Origin of the sequence: Martelella alba (assembly GCF_006516955.1) — a bacterium.
GTDB classification, from domain to species: domain Bacteria; phylum Pseudomonadota; class Alphaproteobacteria; order Rhizobiales; family Rhizobiaceae; genus Martelella; species Martelella alba.
On the sequence record NZ_VHLG01000018.1, the window covers coordinates 1 to 20,461 of the forward strand.

13 protein-coding genes are annotated in these 20,461 nt (G+C 59.9%); 1 reads left to right on the top strand and 12 read right to left on the bottom strand.

The window, feature by feature from the left end:
- Positions 1-283: 283 nt before the first annotated feature.
- The 12 genes from FJU08_RS20175 to FJU08_RS20230 form a co-directional block, all read right to left on the bottom strand.
- Positions 284-1,216 carry a helix-turn-helix domain-containing protein gene (locus FJU08_RS20175; RefSeq protein ID WP_141150864.1) on the bottom strand — a complete coding sequence of 311 codons (933 nt, stop codon included), beginning with the start codon at positions 1,214-1,216 and terminating at the stop codon, positions 284-286.
- Between the two features lie 366 nt (positions 1,217-1,582).
- Entirely contained in the window at positions 1,583-2,554 is a 972-nt protein-coding gene (locus tag FJU08_RS20180) for a D-2-hydroxyacid dehydrogenase family protein (RefSeq protein WP_141150865.1), read from the bottom strand.
- 108 nt (positions 2,555-2,662) lie between these two features.
- Entirely contained in the window at positions 2,663-4,444 is a 1,782-nt protein-coding gene (locus FJU08_RS20185) for a hydantoinase B/oxoprolinase family protein (RefSeq protein ID WP_141150866.1), read from the bottom strand.
- Positions 4,437-6,518 (bottom strand): hydantoinase/oxoprolinase family protein, encoded by a 2,082-nt coding sequence (locus FJU08_RS20190; RefSeq protein WP_181409954.1) that lies wholly within the window; start codon positions 6,516-6,518, stop codon positions 4,437-4,439. The genes FJU08_RS20185 and FJU08_RS20190 overlap by 8 nt, the downstream gene beginning before the upstream one ends.
- A 170-nt stretch (positions 6,519-6,688) precedes the next feature.
- Complete coding sequence (locus FJU08_RS20195) at positions 6,689-7,837, bottom strand: hypothetical protein (RefSeq protein WP_141150868.1); 1,149 nt, start codon at positions 7,835-7,837, stop codon at positions 6,689-6,691.
- Between the two features lie 153 nt (positions 7,838-7,990).
- Positions 7,991-9,250, bottom strand: a complete 1,260-nt coding sequence (locus tag FJU08_RS20200) for a M20 family metallopeptidase (protein WP_141150869.1) — start codon at positions 9,248-9,250, stop codon at positions 7,991-7,993.
- 138 nt (positions 9,251-9,388) lie between these two features.
- Positions 9,389-10,648, bottom strand: a complete 1,260-nt coding sequence (locus tag FJU08_RS20205; RefSeq protein ID WP_141150870.1) for a M20 family metallopeptidase — start codon at positions 10,646-10,648, stop codon at positions 9,389-9,391.
- Between the two features lie 39 nt (positions 10,649-10,687).
- Positions 10,688-12,322 (bottom strand): dipeptide ABC transporter ATP-binding protein, encoded by a 1,635-nt coding sequence (locus tag FJU08_RS20210; protein WP_141150871.1) that lies wholly within the window; start codon positions 12,320-12,322, stop codon positions 10,688-10,690.
- A complete protein-coding gene (locus FJU08_RS20215) occupies positions 12,322-13,149 on the bottom strand; it encodes an ABC transporter permease (protein WP_141150872.1) in 828 nt (275 codons plus the stop codon). The genes FJU08_RS20210 and FJU08_RS20215 overlap by 1 nt, the downstream gene beginning before the upstream one ends.
- Before the next feature lie 4 nt (positions 13,150-13,153).
- Entirely contained in the window at positions 13,154-14,101 is a 948-nt protein-coding gene (locus FJU08_RS20220) for an ABC transporter permease (RefSeq protein WP_141150873.1), read from the bottom strand.
- A 13-nt stretch (positions 14,102-14,114) separates the two neighbouring features.
- Positions 14,115-15,665, bottom strand: a complete 1,551-nt coding sequence (locus FJU08_RS20225; protein ID WP_141150874.1) for an ABC transporter substrate-binding protein — start codon at positions 15,663-15,665, stop codon at positions 14,115-14,117.
- Positions 15,666-15,954: 289 nt separating this feature from the next.
- A complete protein-coding gene (locus tag FJU08_RS20230; protein ID WP_181409956.1) occupies positions 15,955-17,142 on the bottom strand; it encodes an MFS transporter in 1,188 nt (395 codons plus the stop codon).
- Positions 17,143-19,313: 2,171 nt separating this feature from the next.
- Between FJU08_RS20230 and FJU08_RS20240 the strand changes: the two genes are divergently transcribed.
- Positions 19,314-20,354: a tyrosine-type recombinase/integrase gene (locus FJU08_RS20240; RefSeq protein WP_235890872.1), complete on the top strand. Its 1,041-nt coding sequence runs from the start codon at positions 19,314-19,316 to the stop codon at positions 20,352-20,354.
- Positions 20,355-20,461: the final 107 nt, after the last annotated feature.

The window sequence follows — 20,461 nt, forward strand, 5'->3', positions numbered from 1 at the left end:
AGGCCGGAGACATGACTGCACCCGACCCGCAAAGCTAAACATCAGACAAAATCACCTTGCCAAACGGGCGCCATCCAGACATGACAACACCGTTAAGGCGACGCCATCAGTGCGGGCAGATCCTTGAAACCCTCAAGGGATAACACCGCCAAGCTCTGCAAATTACAGATCTGGAGCCTGGGGATCCGTGCATCCTTTTGGACGCAGCAGGACATTCTATCTTATTGAATCTACGCATCATTCTTTTCGAAAATCGATTCCGGTTTTCGAAAAGAATGATGCGCTAGCGGGCAATCAGCTTGTTGGGCTGAAGATTGTATTCCCTCTTGAAGGCGCGGGTGTAATGCGAGGAATCCTTGAAGCCGAAGCGGAATGCCGCCTCGGTGACCTGACGCACACTGCCATCGGACAATGCCCTGTAGCTCGCGGCAAGACGCTGTTTCCAGAGCCAGCGCATCACGGTCGTTCCTTCGGAAGCGAACATGCGGTTGAGTGTTCGCGATGACAGGCCCTGGGCCTGGGCAATCGTCTCGATATCCAGCGAAGCATCGCCCAGCTGCTCAAGCAGCGACAGCTTGATCCTCTTGAGAACGGCAGCCTGACCGGGTGTCGGAACCAGTGTGGCACCCAGATTGTCCTTCACAGCGATGCAGACAATATCAAGCAGCGAATGGCCCATCTCGCGACAACTGCCTTCGTCCGGCAGCTCGCTAAGCGTCGCCGCATTCTTCAGCATGCTGACGGCAAGCTGGGTCGTCGGCCGGTCGCCGCGCAGACAGAGCGCGAACTGGCGATCCGCCTCGGGAAGACGGCTCGTGATGAGCGCTCTCGGGATGCGCGCGGAAATGGTCCGGGCCGCTGTCGGGAAGTTCAGCGCGTAAACCTGGTTGGTGTCATAGAGCAGAAGGTCACCCGCCTTGTAGGCGATAGACTGGGAATTGCGCTGAAACGCACCGTCGCCGTCCAGATTGACCACGCAGAGAAAATCATCCCGATCCGATTGCCGGATCTCGTCAACGCCGTGCATGTAAGTGATCGGTGTGAACGAGGCATCCGAGAGCTGCACCGGACCCCAGTCATCGATCCTCATCTGACCTCGAAATCCGATCTGGCTGTCGAACTGGGGGGCAATCTTGATGTGGTGCCGGCAGACCATTTCCCGCCAGTAATCATGGTGGGCCGGATTTCCGGGTTCGGTTTGAAATCCGAGACTCATTGCTGTCTCCAAGGGGCCTGTGCTGTGTCGCCATTCATGGAAACAGACCAACGATCAAGCCGAAATTTGAATATGCTAGCGCCAGCGAGCGGGCGACAACGTGCTATCAGGCTTGATTTTTGCAAATATCCGCCATGTTAAGCAAGTGAAAAATGATGCAAATTTATTCAGTTTTAAAACAGGCTATTTTTTAAGCAATTTAGCCATATCACGCTCAAATCTTTTGCGAAAGCGGTTTCCGCAACAGCCTTTGCGGGCGCCGCTCCATGAACACAAGACATGATGGCGCGTTGTCCCACAGGTCAGATCGCTGTGCCAATCAAGCGCGCGTGGCAGCGAGCACGCCCGCCGCGGCCGATTTCGTGCTCAAACGGCCCGCGGTCGCGCCGGCAACGTTGTTCGCATCGGTGTTCCATCAAGCCAGGAAACGATATTCTCGACAATCTGCCCATAGAAAAGCCGGTAGGTATCCTCGGTAACATAGCCGAGATGCGGCATGGCGAGCACATTTTCCAGCCGCCGGAACGGATGTCCGGCCGGCAGTGGCTCCTCGCCATAAGTATCGAGGCCGGCACCAGCGATCGCCCCAGATTCAAGTGCCGCGATCAGCGCTGCCTCATCGACAATCGGCCCGCGCGACGTATTGATCAGCCAGGCATTCGGCTTCATCAGCGCGATTTCAGGCCTGCCGATCAGCCCCCGCGACCTGTCACTCAACACCATATGAATGCTGACAATATCCGAGTGCCGGAACAGATCGTGCTTGCTCACGGCTTCGACGCCGTGGCTTCTGGCGTGCTCCGGATCGAGGTTCTGGCTCCAGGCGACCACACGCATGCCAAAGGCGGCCCCGACCCGCGCCACCGCCTTGCCGAAATTGCCGAGGCCGACGATGCCGAGCGTGCGGCCATGAATGTCCTGACCGATGGTATGCTGCCACCCCCCGGCCCTGACGGCTGCGATTTCCTGCGGAATATGGCGGATGGCGGCGAGGATCAGCCCCCAGGCCATCTCGGTGGTGCCATAGGACAGATAATCGGTATGACCAACGGCGATCCCGAATGACGATGCAGCGTCCATGTCGATTGCTGCATTCCTTGCCGATGTCGAGGCGATGAATTCCAACCTTGGCAGGCCGGCAAGGACCGCGCGGCAAAGAGGCGTGCGCTCGCGCATGACACAGACGATCTCGAAGTCCTTCAGCCGGTCCGTCAGGGCAGACGGGTCCACCAGATTGTCGCGGAAGACCGTGATCTCTGCCCTGCCTTTCAGCGGCGACCAGTCGGCCATCTTCAGCGCGACACCCTGATAGTCATCAAGCACAGCAATCTTTTTCATGGGGTCGGCCATAGCCCGGCGCCTCGTCTGGTTTTATCTGGTTGTGTGGCATCGATGCAGGCCCTGCGGCAGGCCCTGCCCCCGTGGCGGAAGCGGGGCATGCAGGGCTCAGGCCGCGCGCAGCCTTGCGGTTTCGGCCTCGTCGACGCCGGTCACGAAGCCATCATTGTCGAAATTCAAGGCGACCTTGTAGATGGCCCGGGCCCGCTCGGCGGTTTCATAGCCTTCGCTGACATCTTCCATCACCCGCAGGGGATCCCGCTCGGCCGGATCGCCATAGCCACCGCCGCCGCTGTCGAGGCCGACAATGGTCTCCCCAGGCCTGAGAAGGCATTCGAGATAGCCGGGCAGCACTTCCTCGCGGCCGTCAAGGTGGACCTTGATATTGGCACCGGGAAGCGCGTCATGCCCGCCCTGAACCCCGCGGGGACCGGTTTCAACGCCGTTGGTCACCTGCATCACCATCATGTTGCTGTGGCGCGGGCCGAATTCGGTCCGGGTCGCCACCCCGCCGCGCTGACGGCCCGCGCCTGCCGTGCCGCCGACAAGCCGCATCGACTTCACCAGAAGCGGCGTGCGCTGTTCGGTGATCTCGATGCTGTCGCGATAGCAAAGTCCGGCACCCGCAATCACGGTGAAGACCTCAAGCCCGTCGGCAACGGCAGAGGCCGGCCCGCCGCCGCCCATGAGGAAGAGCTGGTTGACATATTCGGCATCCTGGTAGCGTTCGTCGCGGCCGGAAATGACGCCCGTGGAAACGCCGAGGAACATGTTGGATTCCGAAAGACCGTAACCATCGCCAAGATCGGCGATCGAGGATTGCGCGGCGTTGCAGATCACGTCGGCAAGCAGCGTGGTCGCCGTCGAGCAGCTGTGCGGAAACTGCGGAATACCGACAACGCAGTTTTCGCGCAACAGGACCCTGATACGCCGGAAGGTGCCGGAGTTCAGCGGCAGATCATGCTCGAGGCAGTTCAGAACGCCCGTGATCGCCATGCCCGTCGCCGTCGCCTGGCAGAGGTTCACGCCAGCATCGACGCAATCGATATTCTCGCGCAGATCCACCGTCACCATACCGTCCTCCGGCTCGATCGATATCCTGACGAAAACGTCGACGCCATCGGGCAGGAAATCGCCGAGCGGATCAAGCTTGCCGTATCGGGTAAGTGTCGCGGCCGGAAGTTTGGTGATCGCCGCAGCGGTGCGCCGCTCCGAATAGTCGAGCCAGGCGGCAAGGAATTCACGCACCGTGTCGATGCCGAACTTCTCGACGAATGTCTGCAATGCCCTTTCGCCGACCCGGGCTGCGGCAATCGCCGACTTGAAATCACCATGCCATTGATCGGGAACGCGAATGCGGCGCCTGCACATGCGCACGATGTCGTCATTGTCCTGATAGTCGCGCTGAACACGGACCATCGGGAAGATCAGCGCGCCTTCGGCGTAAATGTCACTGGCGGCTGCGTAATAGGTCGTCGGCACGCTGTTGCCGCAATCGGCCTGATGGCATTTCACGACCGTGGTGAACATATGCTGGCCGTCCACGAACACGGGAACCAGGATGGTATGATCGGCGGCATGGGTGTTGCCGTTATAGGGATCATTGTTCAGGAAGGCATCGCCCTGGCGAAAGTCCGGATGGCTTTCAGCCATGAACCTGCCCTGCAGATTGCTGCCGAAGGCATGGACAGGCAGCGCCTCGGCGGCACCAACGATGTCGCTGTCAGCTGAAAGGATCGAACAGGAGAAGTCACGCGCCATGCCGATGACGCTGGAATTCGCCGTCAGAATGACGGTGTTCGTCATCTCGCGGACGATTGCATCCAGACGGTTGCCCATGATCGCAAGCTGGACCGGATCGAACTGGGCGCCGGTGGTCTGATTATTCATGATTGCCTCCGAAGTCGAAGATGTAATTGCCCTGCGTCGACAGCCGTCCGGTCATGCCCGGCTCGACGACGATGGTCGTCGTCGGCTCCTCGATGATGGCAGGCCCTTCAATGACGTAACCGAGCGGGATCGTGCCGCCATCAAGGACCCGTGTCTGAACCCGGCCGGTCCCGGCGAAATAGACTTGGCTTTGGCGCTCGGCCATCGCCGTCCCCTGTTGCGGTCCGCGCCAGGCGATCTGCGGATGCGGCAGCACGGCGGCGATCCTGAGCCGCCAGTTGATGGTTTCGACGTCCGTGCCGAAGCGGTTGACGGAATAGAGCCGCTCATAGTGATCGGCAAAATCCCGCTCCAGGGTCCCGACGTCATAGGCGCCATCCGCCCAGTCCATGGGGAGTTCCAGTTCAAGCTCCCACTGCTGCCGCAGATAGCGGGCCTCAACGAACAGCTGGCGCCGGAAGGTCTCAACACCCTTGCCGCGCAGCTCATCCTCGAACTGCTGTGCCCTTTCCTTGAGCCCCTCGACAGCCTCCCGGACGACTGCGCCGTCATAGGCGCTGGACAGCGAATAGCAGGAGGCTGAATAGTCGATCGCAATGTCGGAAAACTGGCCGCCCGCCGCACTGATTGCTCCCGCGGTCTTCGGGATGATGACCTTTCTGGCCTTCATGCTCCTTGCAATCGACAGGACATTGAGGCCGGCAGCGCCGCCACCGGCGACGAACACGCTGTCGCCCGGGCTGACACCGTCATTGATGGTGATATCCTCGATCGCCTTGATCATCGTCTCCGATGAGATCTGGATGATCGCCGAGGCGGTTTCCTCGACCGTCTTTCCGAGCTTGACCGCAACGGTCCCGACGGCAGTTTCGGCTGCGGCGCGATCGAGCTTCATCCGGCCCCCGAGGAATTTTTCGGGATCGATATAGCCAAGCGCAACGGCGGCATCAGTGACCGTCGGCTGGTCTCCGCCGCGGCCGTAGCAGGCGGGACCGGGCACAGACCCCGCACTGTGGGGACCAACGCGGAGCATGCCGCCGGCATCGACCCAGGCAATCGAACCGCCGCCGGCACCAACGCTGCGGATATCGACCGTGGCCATGCCGAGCATGGTCGAAAGCAGTGGAACACCGAGCCATGTCTCGCGCGTGTATTTCACCGTGCCATCACGGATCAAGCTGACATCGAAGGTGGTGCCGCCGGTATCGACGATAATCACATCGTCGCCGAAACCTTCCGACCGGGTGTAGGCGATCCCGGCAAGCGGCGCCATGGCGGGGCCGGATTTGGCCATGTAGATCGGCTTTTGCTGAACGTCATCAATATGCATCACGCCGCCGGAGGACGAGCTGACGAGCAATTCGCCCCTGAACCCGGCGCCGAGCAGGTCCGCCTTGAGATCTCCGAGATGGCGCTGCATCAGCGGTTTCAGCGAGGCATCAATGGCGGCGGATGAGGTCCGGGGGAATTCGCGGATGATCGGGTTCAGTTCCGAGGCAAGCGTATAGGGAACGCCCGGAAGAATTTCCTCCACAAGGGCAGCAAGCTGCCGCTCGTGGTCCGGATTGGCAATCGACCAGATGAGGCTGATGGCAACGGCCTCGATACCGATCCGCCCGAGCTTTTCGATGATTTCACGGGCCCTGTCGCGGTCAAGGGCCGCCACGACCTCGCCTTCTGCATTCATGCGCTCGGGGATTTCAAAGGTATAGCGGCGCGGGACATAAGGCGGCTCGACCTTCGAATTGAGCTCAAGCGCATTGAGCTTGCCGCCCTTGCGGAAAACCAGGAGATCCTGGAACCCCTCCGTGACCAGCAGTGCAGTCCTGGCGGTCTTGCGCTCGACGATCGCATTGGTGGCGCGGGTTGTGCCGTAAACGAGCACGTGGGTCTCGGCGAGCAGTTCCGGCAGCGCGATGCCAAGCTGATCCGCTGCATTGCTGATGGCGTTGGACAGCCCGGTAAAACTGCGCTCAGGTGTGGTCAGCGCCTTGCCGATCGTGAGCCTGCCGTCTTCATCGGTTACCACGACATCGGTAAACGTGCCGCCGGTGTCGACCGAAATTCTGTACATACTGCCTCCAAGCAATGAAAAGTCTGGCATGCGCCAAAGAGGGTGCCGCAAAGCGGTGCAAGCGGCTCTGCCCGGACACTAACAAGGCGGGTCGCTGCGAGCCTTGCTGTGAGCGCCAGATTTGCTGTCCGGACCGGACAGGAGCGCCCATCCGAAGCGACAGACACGGTTCAGGACGATATCGTGTCCGCCATCAGCGTGACGTTGATTCGCCGGCCGGTGAAGGTGTCGGAAAAGACTGCAGCATTGGTTTTGTGGAGATATTTCGACGGGAACACGACCGCGCGGTTTCCGCGGTAGGGCACAATATGGGAGGCTGCCTTGGCCTTTTCGATGCGGCTCCGGTTCAGTTCCGGCTGCGAATTATACTGATCGAAGGGAACATCCTCGCCAATACGCAGGTCATAGATGGTCATGCCACCCTGATCGCCATTGTCCAGAAGATTGTCCGCGCTGACGGGCCAGACATTGAGGTTCCAGTCACCCTGATCGGCATGGATGTCGATACCTTTCGAATTGGTCAGGTAGCGGAAGGCCCAGAGCTGGGCGACGACCACCGGCCCGACCAGGCGCTCGACGACATCACGCAGGGTCCTTGCCACATCCAGCATGAAAGGCGTTGCAAGTCCGTCGTGAAGATGGGCACCGAGATAGCTTCGCTGCGCCCGCGCATCGAACCAGATCGTCGAGCGCAAGAGCTGATCAAGCAGGCGCTCAAGCGCCTTCGGGGCGAAGAGATTGTCGATGATGTAGAACCGGTCATCGCCGCTGAGCGGCACCTCTTCGATCCGCATATCGGGTGACAGCAAGGGCATGTCAGCCTGATAAGCGGGCCGGCATGGGGCGAGCGTCAAAAGAGCCCTGACCCAGTCGGTCCCGGCCTCGATGGCACCGCTTCCGGTCGGGCCGTAGAACTCGCTCAGCAGCCGCTCGACCGATCCGAGCTCTTCGGCAATCGCCGGGCTGAACCAGTCGATACCGCCATGATCGGCGATATAGGCCAATTGTTCGCGCAGATTTGCAACGAAGACCGTATTGACGGGTTCACGCGCAGCGGGAGCCGCCGGCGGCCGTTTCTGCGCCCAGTCATGCGGACGGCGTCTGATCTCAAACGCCCGGTCGAAATGCCTGAATGCGCTTTCCAGATCGCCGAGACGCTTGTGGCACTGGGCGGCGTTCACATGCATCGGCCAGGATTCAAGCCCCATCGCGAAAACCTGATCATAGCCGCCGAGCGCCGTGGCGAAGTCCCGGCTCATGAGCGCCCTGTCTGCATCGGCCAGAGCCCGTTGCGCCGCCTGCCGGTCAAATGCGTTCATCACTGCATTTCTCCTGATGAAGATGTGGCGGCGAAACAGGTTCGCCGCCATCATATTGTCCTCATCAGGGTTGGTTCGCCTGCCGCAAACCGCCAACTGACGTGACTGCAGACGACAGGCCGGCCTTGCGGCGGGCGCACCCCGCCGCTGGCCTTATTTGTCGAGATTGCAGACTTCGAGCGCGGTCAGCGTCAGGATCTTGCTGTGCGCGACCATGTCGTCGATATCCATGAACTCGTCGGCAAAGGCACTCTTGATACCGTTCGGATGGCCCGGCCCGAACAGGACGCAGGGAATGCCGGCCTTCCAGAGGTGCGATGTATCGTCACCCGAATAGGAGCCGGGATTGTGGACGCCGACCAGCTCGGGCGGTTCACCCATCACTTCGGTGCGGTACTTGACCACCGTCTTGACGATATATTCGTCCGGCGAAATCTCGAACGGCTCGTGACCACGCGTCAGGCCGGTGCTGAAGAACGCCGGTGCGGGAACCTCGATCTTGTAATCCAGCTCGGGATCCTCGGCCTTCACCTTTTCCAGTGCCCGCTCGAAATCGGCCACGACGCTATCGATGGTCTGGCCCGGCAGGAACCGGATATCGCACAGGATCGTGCAATAGTCCGAAACATAGTTCGGGCCCTTGAGATTGTAGTTGTCGCCGCGTCCACCGATGATGGCACCGACATGGACGGCCGGCACGTCCGGAAGGTCGGCACGCGGTTCATAGGTGAATTCGGTCGCATCGATAGCGGGAATGACCTTCAGCATCTTCTGGATCGCGTCAACGCCATTCTTCTTGTACATGATGTGCTCGGTCTTGCCCTTGACCGAGATGGCGATCGACGAAACACCGACATTCATGGTCAGCACGTTCCACGTTCCGAAGGGCTCGCAGCAGATCGCCATGTCGGTTCTGAAGCCGCTCTTCATCAGCTGGTCCGTGCCGTAGCCACCCTGCAATTCGCCGCAGACCAGCGTGACGACAAGGTCGCCCTTGAGCTTGACGCCGGACTTGCGGATCGCCTCTGCCGCGTGAACAAAGCTCGCATCCGGTCCCTTCATGTTGATGACGCCGGCGCCATAGAGCTTGTTGCCATCGACAAAGGGTTCGAACGGATCGCGCGACCAGCCGAAGGTGGTAACGGGGTCGGTGTCGAGGTGGCCGTTGAACATCAGGCTCTTGCCACCGCCAGTGCCCTTCAGGGTGGCGATGACCGAGCAAAGACCGTGATCCAGTTCCTGCAGCCAGACCTCGTAGCCGCGCTCTTCGAACCAGGCCGCCATCTTGCGCACCAGCGTCGCCTCGTCGCCCTTGACGCTCGGGACCCGGATCATGTCGCAGGCAAGCCCGACCAGTTCGTCTCGGTCGATCTGGGCCAGCGCTGCGGACGCATCGGGAGAAAGCTGATCCATGAGTGTTCCTTTCCTCTTGATTGAATTTCAGACAATGAAATTTCGTCATCGCCCGACGCTGTTTCGGCAGGGCGACTGGAAATGCGTGTTTCGAAAGAGCCGGCCTGCCCGGCAATGCCGTGTCGTCAGCCGGAACTGTCAAGCGTCGCGGTTGCAGACCTCCAGGGCCGTCAGCGCCAGGATCTTGCTGTGCGCGACCATGTCGTCGATATCCATGAACTCGTCGGCAAAGGCGCTCTTGATGCCATTCGGATGGCCGGGCCCGAACAGGACGCAGGGAATGCCGGCCTTCCAGAGGTGCGAGGTGTCGTCACCCGAATAGGAGCCGGGATTGTGGACGCCGACCAGCTCCGGCGGTTCGCCCATCACTTCGGTGCGGTATCTAACCACCGTCTTGACGATATCTTCGTCGGACGAGATCTCGAACGGTTCATGCCCCGTGGTGAGCGCCGTCGCGAAGAAGCGCGGAACCGGGATTTCGACCTTGTAGTCGAGCGAGGGATCTTCGGCCTTCACCTTATCCAGCGCCCGCTCGATATCCGCCTTGACGGTCTCGATGGTCTGGCCGGGCAGGAACCGGACATCGCACAGGATCGTGCAATAGTCCGAAACATAGTTCGGGCCCTTGAGATTGTAGTTGTCGCCGCGCCCGCCGATGATGGCGCCGACGTGAATGCTGGGAACGTCCGGCAGATCGGCGCGCGGCTCGAAGGTGAATTCCATCGCATCAACGGCCGGAATGACCTTCAGCATCTTCTGGATCGCGTCAATGCCGTTCTTCTTGTACATGATGTGCTCGGTCTTGCCCTTGACCGAGATGGCAACCTTGGTGACGCCGACATTCATGGTCAGCACGTTCCAGGTACCGAAAGGCTCGCAGCAGATCGCCATGTCGGTCCTGAAACCGCTCTTCATCAGCTGTTGCGTACCGTAGCCGCCCTGCAGCTCACCGCAGACCAGCGCCACGACCAGATCGCCCTTGAGCCTGACACCGGACTTGCGGACCGCTTCCGCCGCATGGACGAAGCTTGCATCCGGCCCCTTCATGTTGATGACCCCGGCGCCATAAAGCCTGTTGCCGTCGACAAAGGGCTCGAACGGATCGCGCGACCAGCCGAAAGTGGTAACGGGGTCGGTGTCGAGGTGGCCGTTGAACATCAGGCTCTTGCCACCGCCGGTGCCCTTCAGGGTGGCGATGACCTGGCAAAGACCGTGATCCAGTTCCTGCAGCCAGACCTCATAGCCGCGTTCCTCGAACCAGGCCGCCATCTTGCGCACTAGTGTCGCCTCGTCGCCCTTGACGCTCGGGACCCGGATCATGTCGCAGGCAAGTCCGACCAGTTCGTCCCGGTCGACCTGATCCAGGATCGTTTTTGCCTCACCGCTGAATTCGGTCATTGTTGAAGCCTTTCATAATGGAAGTTGCACGCCGCATGGTCACGGATTGACGAGACGCGGCATCTGATTGGCCATGCAGGCCTGGATAAGCTGATTGACATAAGGATGATCGGGCTCGGTGAACAGCCTTTCTGTCGGCGCCACGGTGATGAGTTTCCCGCGATACATCACCGCAACCCGGTCTGCGATGTAACGCACGACGCCCAGATCATGGGTGACGAACAGGATGGACAGGCCGAGGCGCTGACGCAGGTCGAGAAGCAGATCGAGCGCCGATTTCTGCACGGACACGTCGAGCGCCGATGTCGGCTCGTCGAGGATCATCACCGCAGGATCCTGCGCCAGGGCGCGGGCAATGCTAACGCGCTGACGCTCGCCGCCGGAGAGTTCGACAGGAAGACGCTTCAGATAGGTCTTCGGCAGCCGCACGTCTTCAAGAAGCTGCTCGGCCCGCTTCAGCCGGTCACGGCGGGCCACACCGGAAAGCGCCAGTGTGCGCATCAGTGTCCAGCCGATCGTGCGTTTCGGATTGAGCGTGCTCGTCGGGTCCTGAAACACCATCGACACGCGGGTACTCTCGCCGGCCGCGCCGATGGCGATCCGGCTATCGATATCCGGCTGGTAAAGCCCGGCAATCACACGGCTCAGTGTCGTCTTTCCCGACCCGCTCTCGCCGACGACGGCCAGGATCTCGCCTTTGACAAGATCAAGTCCGACATCGTCAAGCGCCTTGAAAACCGGTTCCCGGCGACGCCCGCCGCGCTGCAATGGAAAGGTCACGCTGACCGATGACGCCGTCAGAACGCGATCCCGCGTCACGCTGAGGGTGGTTGCTTCGGGCACCCGGCCCCCGCGCGGCAACGCCACTTTCGGGCTCGCCTCCAGCAGCGCCCGCGTATAGTCGTGGTCCGGACAGGCAAACAGGCTTTGGGCGGCGCCGGCCTCGACTGCCTCGCCCTTGAACATGACCACCACGCGGTCGGCATGTTTGGCGACCAGACCGAGATTGTGGCTGATCAGGAGGATCGTCGTCCCCGTCTCGCGGCGCAACTCGTCGACAAGTTCCAGGATCGCCGCCTCGGTTGTGACATCGAGGCCGGTCGTCGGCTCGTCCATGACGATGACGTTGGGCTTGCACGACAGGGCCATCGCGATCACCACGCGCTGCAACTGTCCGCCGGACAGCTGGTGGGGGTAGCGGCCGGCGATCTGTTGCGGATCCGGCAGACGAACGCGCTCAAAAAGCGCGGCCATGCGGGCTTCAGCGTCCTCGGCAGAAACGCCATGGACAGTCATGGCCTCGGCCACCTGACGGCCGACCGTCATCAGTGGATTGAGCGCGGTCATCGGGCTCTGATAGACCATGGCGATATTGCGTCCGCGCCAGTCACGCTGTGCCCGCCGCGAAAGCGAAGCAACATCCGTTCCACCGACACGGACATGGCCGGCGGCAATCCGGGCATTGGAGGGCAGATAGCCCATCAGCGCCATGCCGGCCGTCGACTTTCCCGATCCGGATTCACCGACGATACCAAGGCACTCGCCGCGGCGGACGGAAAACGAGAGGTCCTTCACCGCCGGCTGATTGCAACCGCGATAGAAAACCGTCAGCCCGTCGATCACGACAGCGTCTTCGCCGCCTGCGTCTTTCTGTCTGATATGATCAGCACCCATCAGTTGGCCACCTCGTCAAGAATGAGATTGACCGAAAGCACGACAACCACGATCGCAAGTGCCGGAGCGATAACGACCCAGGGCGCAAAACTCATGTTCTGGCTGCCCTCGCTGATCATCAGCCCCCAGTCAGGTGTCGGCGGTTGCACGCCAAGACCGAGAAAGCCGAGGGCGGCAAGATTGAGGATGGTGTAGCTCACCCGGATACCGGCCTCGACAGCCAGAACCGAAACCATGTTGGGCAGGAGTTCGAGCGCCATGATTCCAACCGCGCTTTCACCGCGGATCCGCGCAGCATCGACATAGGCCAGATGCGATACCCGCATGGCAGCCGTTCTTGCCACGCGCGAAACAGGCGGTACGAACATCACCGTCAGCGCGGCGATGAGCACGAGCGTGTTGCTGCCGAGGGCGGCAAGGATCAGAAGCGCGATCAGAAGCGATGGCAGCGCCAGAAACACATCCATGACCCGCATGACGATGCCGTCGACCGTTCCGCCGTAATAGCCTGCGACCAGACCGACGGCCGTGCCGAGCACGATGGCGGCGGCGCTGCAGATCAAAGCGAGGCTCAGCGAAGATTGCGCGCCGACAAGCACACGGGTGAGCACATCGCGGCCGTAGTCATCGGTTCCGGCCCAATGCGCCCAGCTCGGTGGCTGCAGGGCGGCAAGCGGGTCGATTTCCACGGCATCATAAGGCGAAAGCCACGGCCCGAAGATGGCGGCAAGCGCCACGAGTGCAAGAACGAGGATGGCGACATAGCTCGGCAGCGGCATGCGCCGGAACCTGATGGCGCGCGATGTCGGTAATTCGGTGACCGCCATGGTATCAGCTCCCGGCTCTGCTGCGCAGACGCGGGTCCAGCGCAAGGATGACGAGGTCGGCGGCAAGATTGCCGAGGCAGACGACCAGCGAAACAAACAGTACAGCAGCCTGCAACAGCGGAATGTCGCGGTTCTGTACGGAGAAAACGATCAGATTGCCCAGCCCCGGATAGGAAAACAGCGTCTCAATGACTGCCAGGCTGCCAAACATCCAGCCGAAGTTCAGGCCGATCGCGCTGATGGCGGGAGACACCGAATTGGGGAAGATGTGACGGAACACGGTCCGGCCCGGTGTCGCCCCTTTGAGCCTTGCCGTGCGGATAAAGTCTTCCTTCAGCGTCGACACGACCCCCGAACGCATCAGGCGGCCGACCTGTGCAAGGGTGAGAAGCGTGAGCGTGAGAACGGGCAGGACGAGAACCTGAGGGTCCTGCAGGGCCGATCCGTCGGTAATGCTGGTCGGCGGCAGAAGACCGAGCCTGTCGGAAAAGATCACGATCAGCAGCACGCCCCAGACAAATTCGGGAACGGATATGCCGAGGAGCCCCACGCCGGTCATCAGGTAGTCCGGTAACCGGTTACGATAGAGCCCGGACAGAAGACCGAGGATGAGCGCAAGCGGCACGCTGACCGCCATGGCGGCGACGGTCAGGATGGCGCTTTGCTCGAAACGGTCAATCACCAGAGGCGCAATCGGGGTCTGAAAGCTCATCGATGTGCCGAGGTCTCCCCGCACAGCGGCGAAAAGCCAGGACAGATAGCGGTGCCAGATGGGCTGGTTAAGGCCCATCTGTTCTCTCAGAGCAGCGAGATTGGTGTCGTTGGCGAAGACGTTCAGCTGCATCTGCGCGGCGTCACCGGGCAGAACCGAACCGGCGATGAAGATCAGAACCGATATCGCGAGCAGCGTGAGAACTGTTGCCAACAATCTCTTGCCAATAAATCCAAGCATCAAACCGTGCCGATTATGCGATTGTCACATATTTGAAATCGTGGAAGCCACGCGGGAAGGCATGGAAATTCTGAACCTTCTCCGACAATGCGACAACGAGCGGAACTTCATAAGGAACAAGGACATAGCCACGCGTGGCGATGATTTCCTGGATCTTGTCATAGATGGCCTTGCGCTTATTGGTGTCGAGTTCGACCTTGCCCTGATGAATGAGCTCGTCCAGTTCGGGATCGGAGAAGTATGGCGGCTCAGATGCCCCGCCATTATAGGAACCGTTCGATTCATAGAATGGCGCAACCGAAGCATCCGCACCGGCCTGAACGCCCCAGTAGAAGGTCACCAGCTCCTTCTTGCGATAGGCCTGGGTGCCGAGATCGCCGTTCGTCCAGGTGACGATCTTGAGATCGATGCCGATCGGCTTCAGCATGGCAGCATAGGCAACCGCCATCTTCTGCAATCCGAAACGCTCGGTGGTGGTATAGATATTGGCGCTGAAGCCCGACGGATAACCGGCCTCGGCCATCAGTGCCTTGGCCTTTTCGACATCGACAGCCGGCGGCTTGACATCGGCGTCGAAGAACGGGTTCGATGTCAGGATGACATTGTCGGCCGTCGGCGTGGCAAGGCCGGCATAGGCGATCTGCGCCAATGCAGGGCGATCCATCATCAGCCGCATGGCTTCGCGCACCTGCGGCTTGGCAAAGCGCTCGTCGGAGGTGTTGATGTAGACGCTGTGGAAGCCGGCGCCGCTCGATTTTTCGAGCGCCAGGCCCTTGCGGCCATCGAGCTGGGGAACGAATTGCGGTGAGACCTGGTTGATCAGATCGACGTGACCGCTGGTGAGCGAGGAAATCTGCGCATTGGCCTGAGCGATCGTCTCCTGCCGGATTTCATCGAGCCCGACGGCTTCGGGCGTGCGATAGTCCTTGTTGCCCTTGTAGACCAGCCGGGTGCCCGGCACGAACTCGGTCATCTGGTAGGGCCCGGTGCCATCGGGCGCGTTCGCAAGGCTCTCCTTGGTCGCGCCAGCAGGCAGGATCGAACCGTAATTGAGCGCCAGAGCGGTCAGGAAGTCAGCATAAGGATATTTCAGTTCAAAGGCGACGGTATGGTCGTCAACAGCCTGCACGCTCTTGACGGCATCGTAGAAAGAGCTTCCGTTGACCGGGTTTTCCGGATCAAGCAGACGCGAGAAGGTGAATTCGACATCATCCGCGGTGAACGGCTTTCCGGAATGAAACTTCGCGTCATCGGCAAGCGTGAAGGTCCAGGTGAGGCCGTCATCGCTGACCGTCCACGTCTTTGCCAGCAAAGGCTTGGGCACCATGTCCGAGCCAAGTTCGGTCAGCGTCTCATAGACCAGCCGGGAGAACTGAAACTCGTCGAGAAGGTTCTGCGAGGCGGGATCCAGGATCTGCGCGGAACCGGACCAGGCCATGCGCAAAACGCCACTCTCGCTTTGTGCCCTTGCCTCACCAAGAGGCCCAAGCACTGCGAAAGCGGCAGCGGCGGCCACCCCGGCCGAGCCCGTCTTGAGAAAATCGCGCCTGCTTGTCGTTACCATTCCAGAACTCTCCTTCTTGAACCCCTTGTTTGATATTGCAGTGAGATTGGACGAGCGATGGCGTCACGAACAGAGTTGTAGCCGCCAATTTGTCGGTCTGTGAGCGCCATTCGCGCATGGCAGCGCGTTGTGACTCCCGTCAAAGAGAATAAAAGACGAAAATGGGGCAAACCGGCTTCAACCGAGGAACATGACCAAAATGCGGCTGCGTTTGCGAGGCCAATGTCAGGCGCAACCGGAGCTGGCGCAGATCCGGAGATCAGCGGGCAGAACAATGATTGCCGCAACCTCAGTATCTGCGGACAGCCCAGGTGAGAACAAGGCCGGCGGCGGCAATCAGAACCACGACCAGCCCGAAAACATCAAATGCATTTCCAAGACCAATCCTGTCGATCAGGAGGCCCATTGCCAGCGTTGGCAGCGCGTTTAACAGATAGCCGACGATATAAAATCCGGAAATATAGGTTGCGCGCCGCGCCCTTGAGGCCGACGAACTCGCAAGCCCGAGCGCGCCGACAAAACACGCCCCATAAGCAAAACCGCAGGCGGCCATCAGCCCCAGCACCAGGTAGCCGTGCCGGCTACCTGCCAGTGCCAGCAAGACCAGCTGAACGACGATGATGCCAACCAGACCGGCGCCGATCGATCGGCGCGGTCCGGCACGCCCGCAAAGCGCCTGCCCCAGTCCGGCAAACAACTGGAATATCGCCGCGATCATGCCCGCCAGACCTGCACCTTGAAGGCCATAGAGCTTTTTGCCCAGATCCGCACCGACGGCCATAATGAACGAACCCAGCATCCAGGCAATCCCCACCGCAAGACAGGAAAGCACGAATAGCGGTATGACCGCCCGGCTTCTTTCTTCGGGATCGTCCTCACCGGATTTTGCCACGCCCTGCATCCTCCAGTCTGGCCAGCTGGACACAGCCAGCCCCAGTCCGGCCACGCAGGAGACGACAACGATGAACAGAAACGGCGAAACGGTCGGCGCAAAATTCAGGGCCATCGCCGCAGAACTCATCAGCGGCCCGCCGGCCGCACCGCCGGTGAATGCCAGGGTCGCGAGTATTGCCGCCTGCCCCCGTTTGTGCGGCGGCGACAATTCATAAAGCGATGCGGATGCCATCGCGGTAATGCCACCCGTACCGATACCGTTCAGGAACCGCCCCGCAAGTAGCATGGTCACGTCATTTGCAAATGCAAAGGTCAGTGCTCCAGCCGCCGTGATGACCAGGCCGGGCAGCATCATGCGGCGGGGATCGGTAACGGACGAGCCGATCCGCGATGATACCAGAAGCGCAACGAGCGTTCCCAGAGCATAGGTGGCAAAAATCTCGGTCACCATGGCATGGCTGAGCGAGAACGTCTGCAGGTAGGTGGGATAGAGCGGGCTCGGAGCGGTGCTGCCGAGAAGAGCTGCAAAGACCGCGAGCGCGACCGAAGCGCGGGCCAGGAGATAGGATGGAACAGGGTGCATGGTGTGAGCTGATTGAGACTGGTTTGATCGGATTGAAGACGACATGCCTGAGACAGTCAGAGGGCTGTGATAGTGCATAAGCCCTTGAATAGATGATGCGAATTCATTGTGGAAAATGGGAGAGCTGACGCTGCCATCGGCTTTCGAACTCCGAAAAGCCGAACAGCATACCGGCAAGGCACTGGACAAACTGAACGTCAAATAGATTGACCAAGAGGGCATAGTCAAGGGACATCGCCAGATAGACGGCCGGTTCGGGGCCGCAATCCGCCTCTCTTCGGCATGTTCTTCTTCGCCCGGAATGTCGCTCTCAACGCCTTAAGCACAGAAATTTGCGACAGGCCCACGAAACCTGCCCTATGGGGAAAACACGCATTCCGGGCACGGATTGAAATGTGCATTAAATAGGGATTTATTTGACATAACCGCACACCTTATCTTCCCTCATTTATGTCCGATAATTTTGCATTATCGGACACAATAACGGAGCAGGCGAAATCACGTCCTGTCGTTCGCTCTTTATCGGTGGACAGCGTGCATTTAGCGTCGGATTGATGAGAATTCACGTTCATTGAGCGAACTGGGTTCACGATCAATACTCGGGCTATGGACAGGCTCTCGTCGAGCAGAGCCTGAAAATTCGCTCCAATCGTCCCTGCGATCGAAATCTCGCACACAGCCGACATGCCGGCGGAGATGGATTTCATGAGACAGCGTGATACGATGCACAGTCTCACGAAATCTGAAAACATCTGAAGATCATAGCGCGGCCGGACCAGTGACATTTCCGGCGAATGTAACGTCGACAAGCTCTTCCCGAACGCACTCCCGTTTACGCCGCGACAGGTTTTCCGCAGAGAGCCCGTACGGATTCATCAGAATTCGACGCGCAAGACGCTCATATTCAGCAGCCATTTCGATTAGCCGGAAAGCCCATAACGACACAGACGAGCGGAACCTTCAGGTCGTTTGCGAGGAACCGCAATGCATTCAGAAATATCCGTTACTGCCGGTAGGTGCCCACCAACATGCCCGGACCTCATCGAATACGATCATCCTGGCTTCGATGGGAGCCAGCACCCCAGCAACCAGCCCTGTCGTAGCGCCGATCGACTGGCATAATGTAGCCGGATGCGCCCACTCGAACCAAGCGATCTGTCTTGATCCATGCAATAGGCTCGCTGCCAGGCAAGGCGGCGTAGCGGCGGTGGCGTTCGTAGAGATGTTTGGCCCCCTCCGCTTTCATGACCATTCCTCGACCCATAGGCGGCAACCATGCTCCAATCGATCGGTACATCATTCTTGGTTTTCACTCGCCCGATCACGGGCGTTGTTTTTTTTCGAAACGACAGAGCTCAACGCATGATGACGCTTCTCAGCCATTTGCCGCGCAGCCCTGCGGTGCACCGCAGCCTCACCAGTAGGCATAGGCTGCACCTCGATTGTGTTGAAGACGAGTGTTGTCGATCAATTGCCAACCACGCTCCTGCAAAACGGACCGGCCAACGGCCACTGGCCGGTCCCCCGCGAAAGCCGTTGAAAGGTTGGGCGTCGCATAGAAAACCCGCAGGAGGTTGATCAGGGCGCCCGGCCCACACGTTCAGCACGTCATCGCAGTAGCGAAGGCCGAACAGGTGAATGCCGTGCGACGGCACCAGCCGGTCGACACCCGGCAGGAAATCGATCATGAAACCTTCAGGATCATGCGGATGCCGCACGGGCCTGACACGACGCGCCATGACCTCTTGCCATGCCGCAAGCGGCGATATCCCAAGCGATCAATGGCTGATGCCCGTGCGTTCATCGCATGCCAGGAAGGCGCATGCACATCCTGCAAAAGACAAAGCCCGCGAACGTCTTTATGCAGCTAATTGATGCTGGGCTTCTGACGCGCTTTGTAAACGTTCCGGACGCTTCAGCAATCACGGTCTCCCGTGCAATCGCCTTGCTCCAGGCGGCGTCATGGCGCAATCATTGTGGATCATTAGAACCATGACAGCCGCGCTGCAAACGTCATCTGCCCGAAGATTACGAAAATTCCGCTGACTCGGTTAGAATCCGCTCATGAAACGCAAATTCGATTCGCATCAAATCAGTGAGTTGCCGTCCGCCAACGAAACGAAATGACTATGACAAAATCGCAGCAAGACACCCCGGAAGAACAGACTTTCATGCCCGTCGAGGAGGACGAGAAAGCAGCCATTCTCTCGGCAGGCAACACAGCCCCTCTCACTGCACATATGGAGGATCTGGTTGAGACGGCACGGGCCTATGTAAAAGCCTCACGAGCGGAAAATACGCGACAGGCCTATGATGCCGATTGGAAGCACTATGGCGCGTGGTGCCGAAAAACGGGCGTAGATCCACTGCCGCCAGATCCGCAAACGATCGGACTATATATCAGTGCGCTTGCAAGCGGGGATGCAAGACGTAAGTCCCCTGCCCTTTCCGTTGCGACGATCGAACGACGCCTGTCCGGCCTTAGCTGGCATTTTTCTCAGCGCGGCCTGCCACTGGATCGCGCTGATCGTCACATCGCCACTGTTCTTGCCGGGATCCGCCGTAGCCATGCTCGCCCGCCAAAGGGCAAAGAAGCACTGATGGGGGGCGATATCATAGCCATGTGTGGCACGCTCAGCCGGGATTTGCGCGGCCTGCGCGATCGGGCCATTCTACTCATCGGCTTCGCTGGCGGCCTCAGACGTTCTGAAATTGTTGCTCTGGATGTTGCGCGTGAAGAAGACAGCAAGGGTTGGATCGAAATCGTGCCGGAGACTGGCGTTCTCCTGACCTTGCGAGGTAAGACGGGCTGGCGCGAGGTGGAGATCGGGCGTGGTTCGACAGAGGCCTCCTGCCCGCTCCGGGCTCTCGAAGCATGGATTAATTACGGAAAGATCGCACGGGGGCCACTTTTCCGGCCGATCCTCAAGGATGGCAGAACCGTGGATGTTGAGCGCCTGTCGGATCGTCATGTCGCGCGCTTGGTCAAAGCGACGGCTCTTGCTGCCGGTATTCGCTCTGATTTGCCGGAGACTGAACGGGCAAAACTCTTCTCAGGTCATTCTCTGCGTGCGGGACTGGCTTCCTCAGCTGAAGTAGAGGAACGTTATGTGCAGAAGCAACTCGGCCACGCCTCTGCCGAAATGACCCGCAAATATCAGCGTCGCCGCGATCGATTCCGTGTTAATCTCACCAAAGCTGCTGGCCTGTAGGCGCCTGGTCCTCTTCTGGCAGGATCAGCTAGATTGGAACCTTGGCCATAGCCTTCCGAAACGGGAATTGATCTGCGTTGATAAAATCCTTGGCAGCTGCCAAGGAT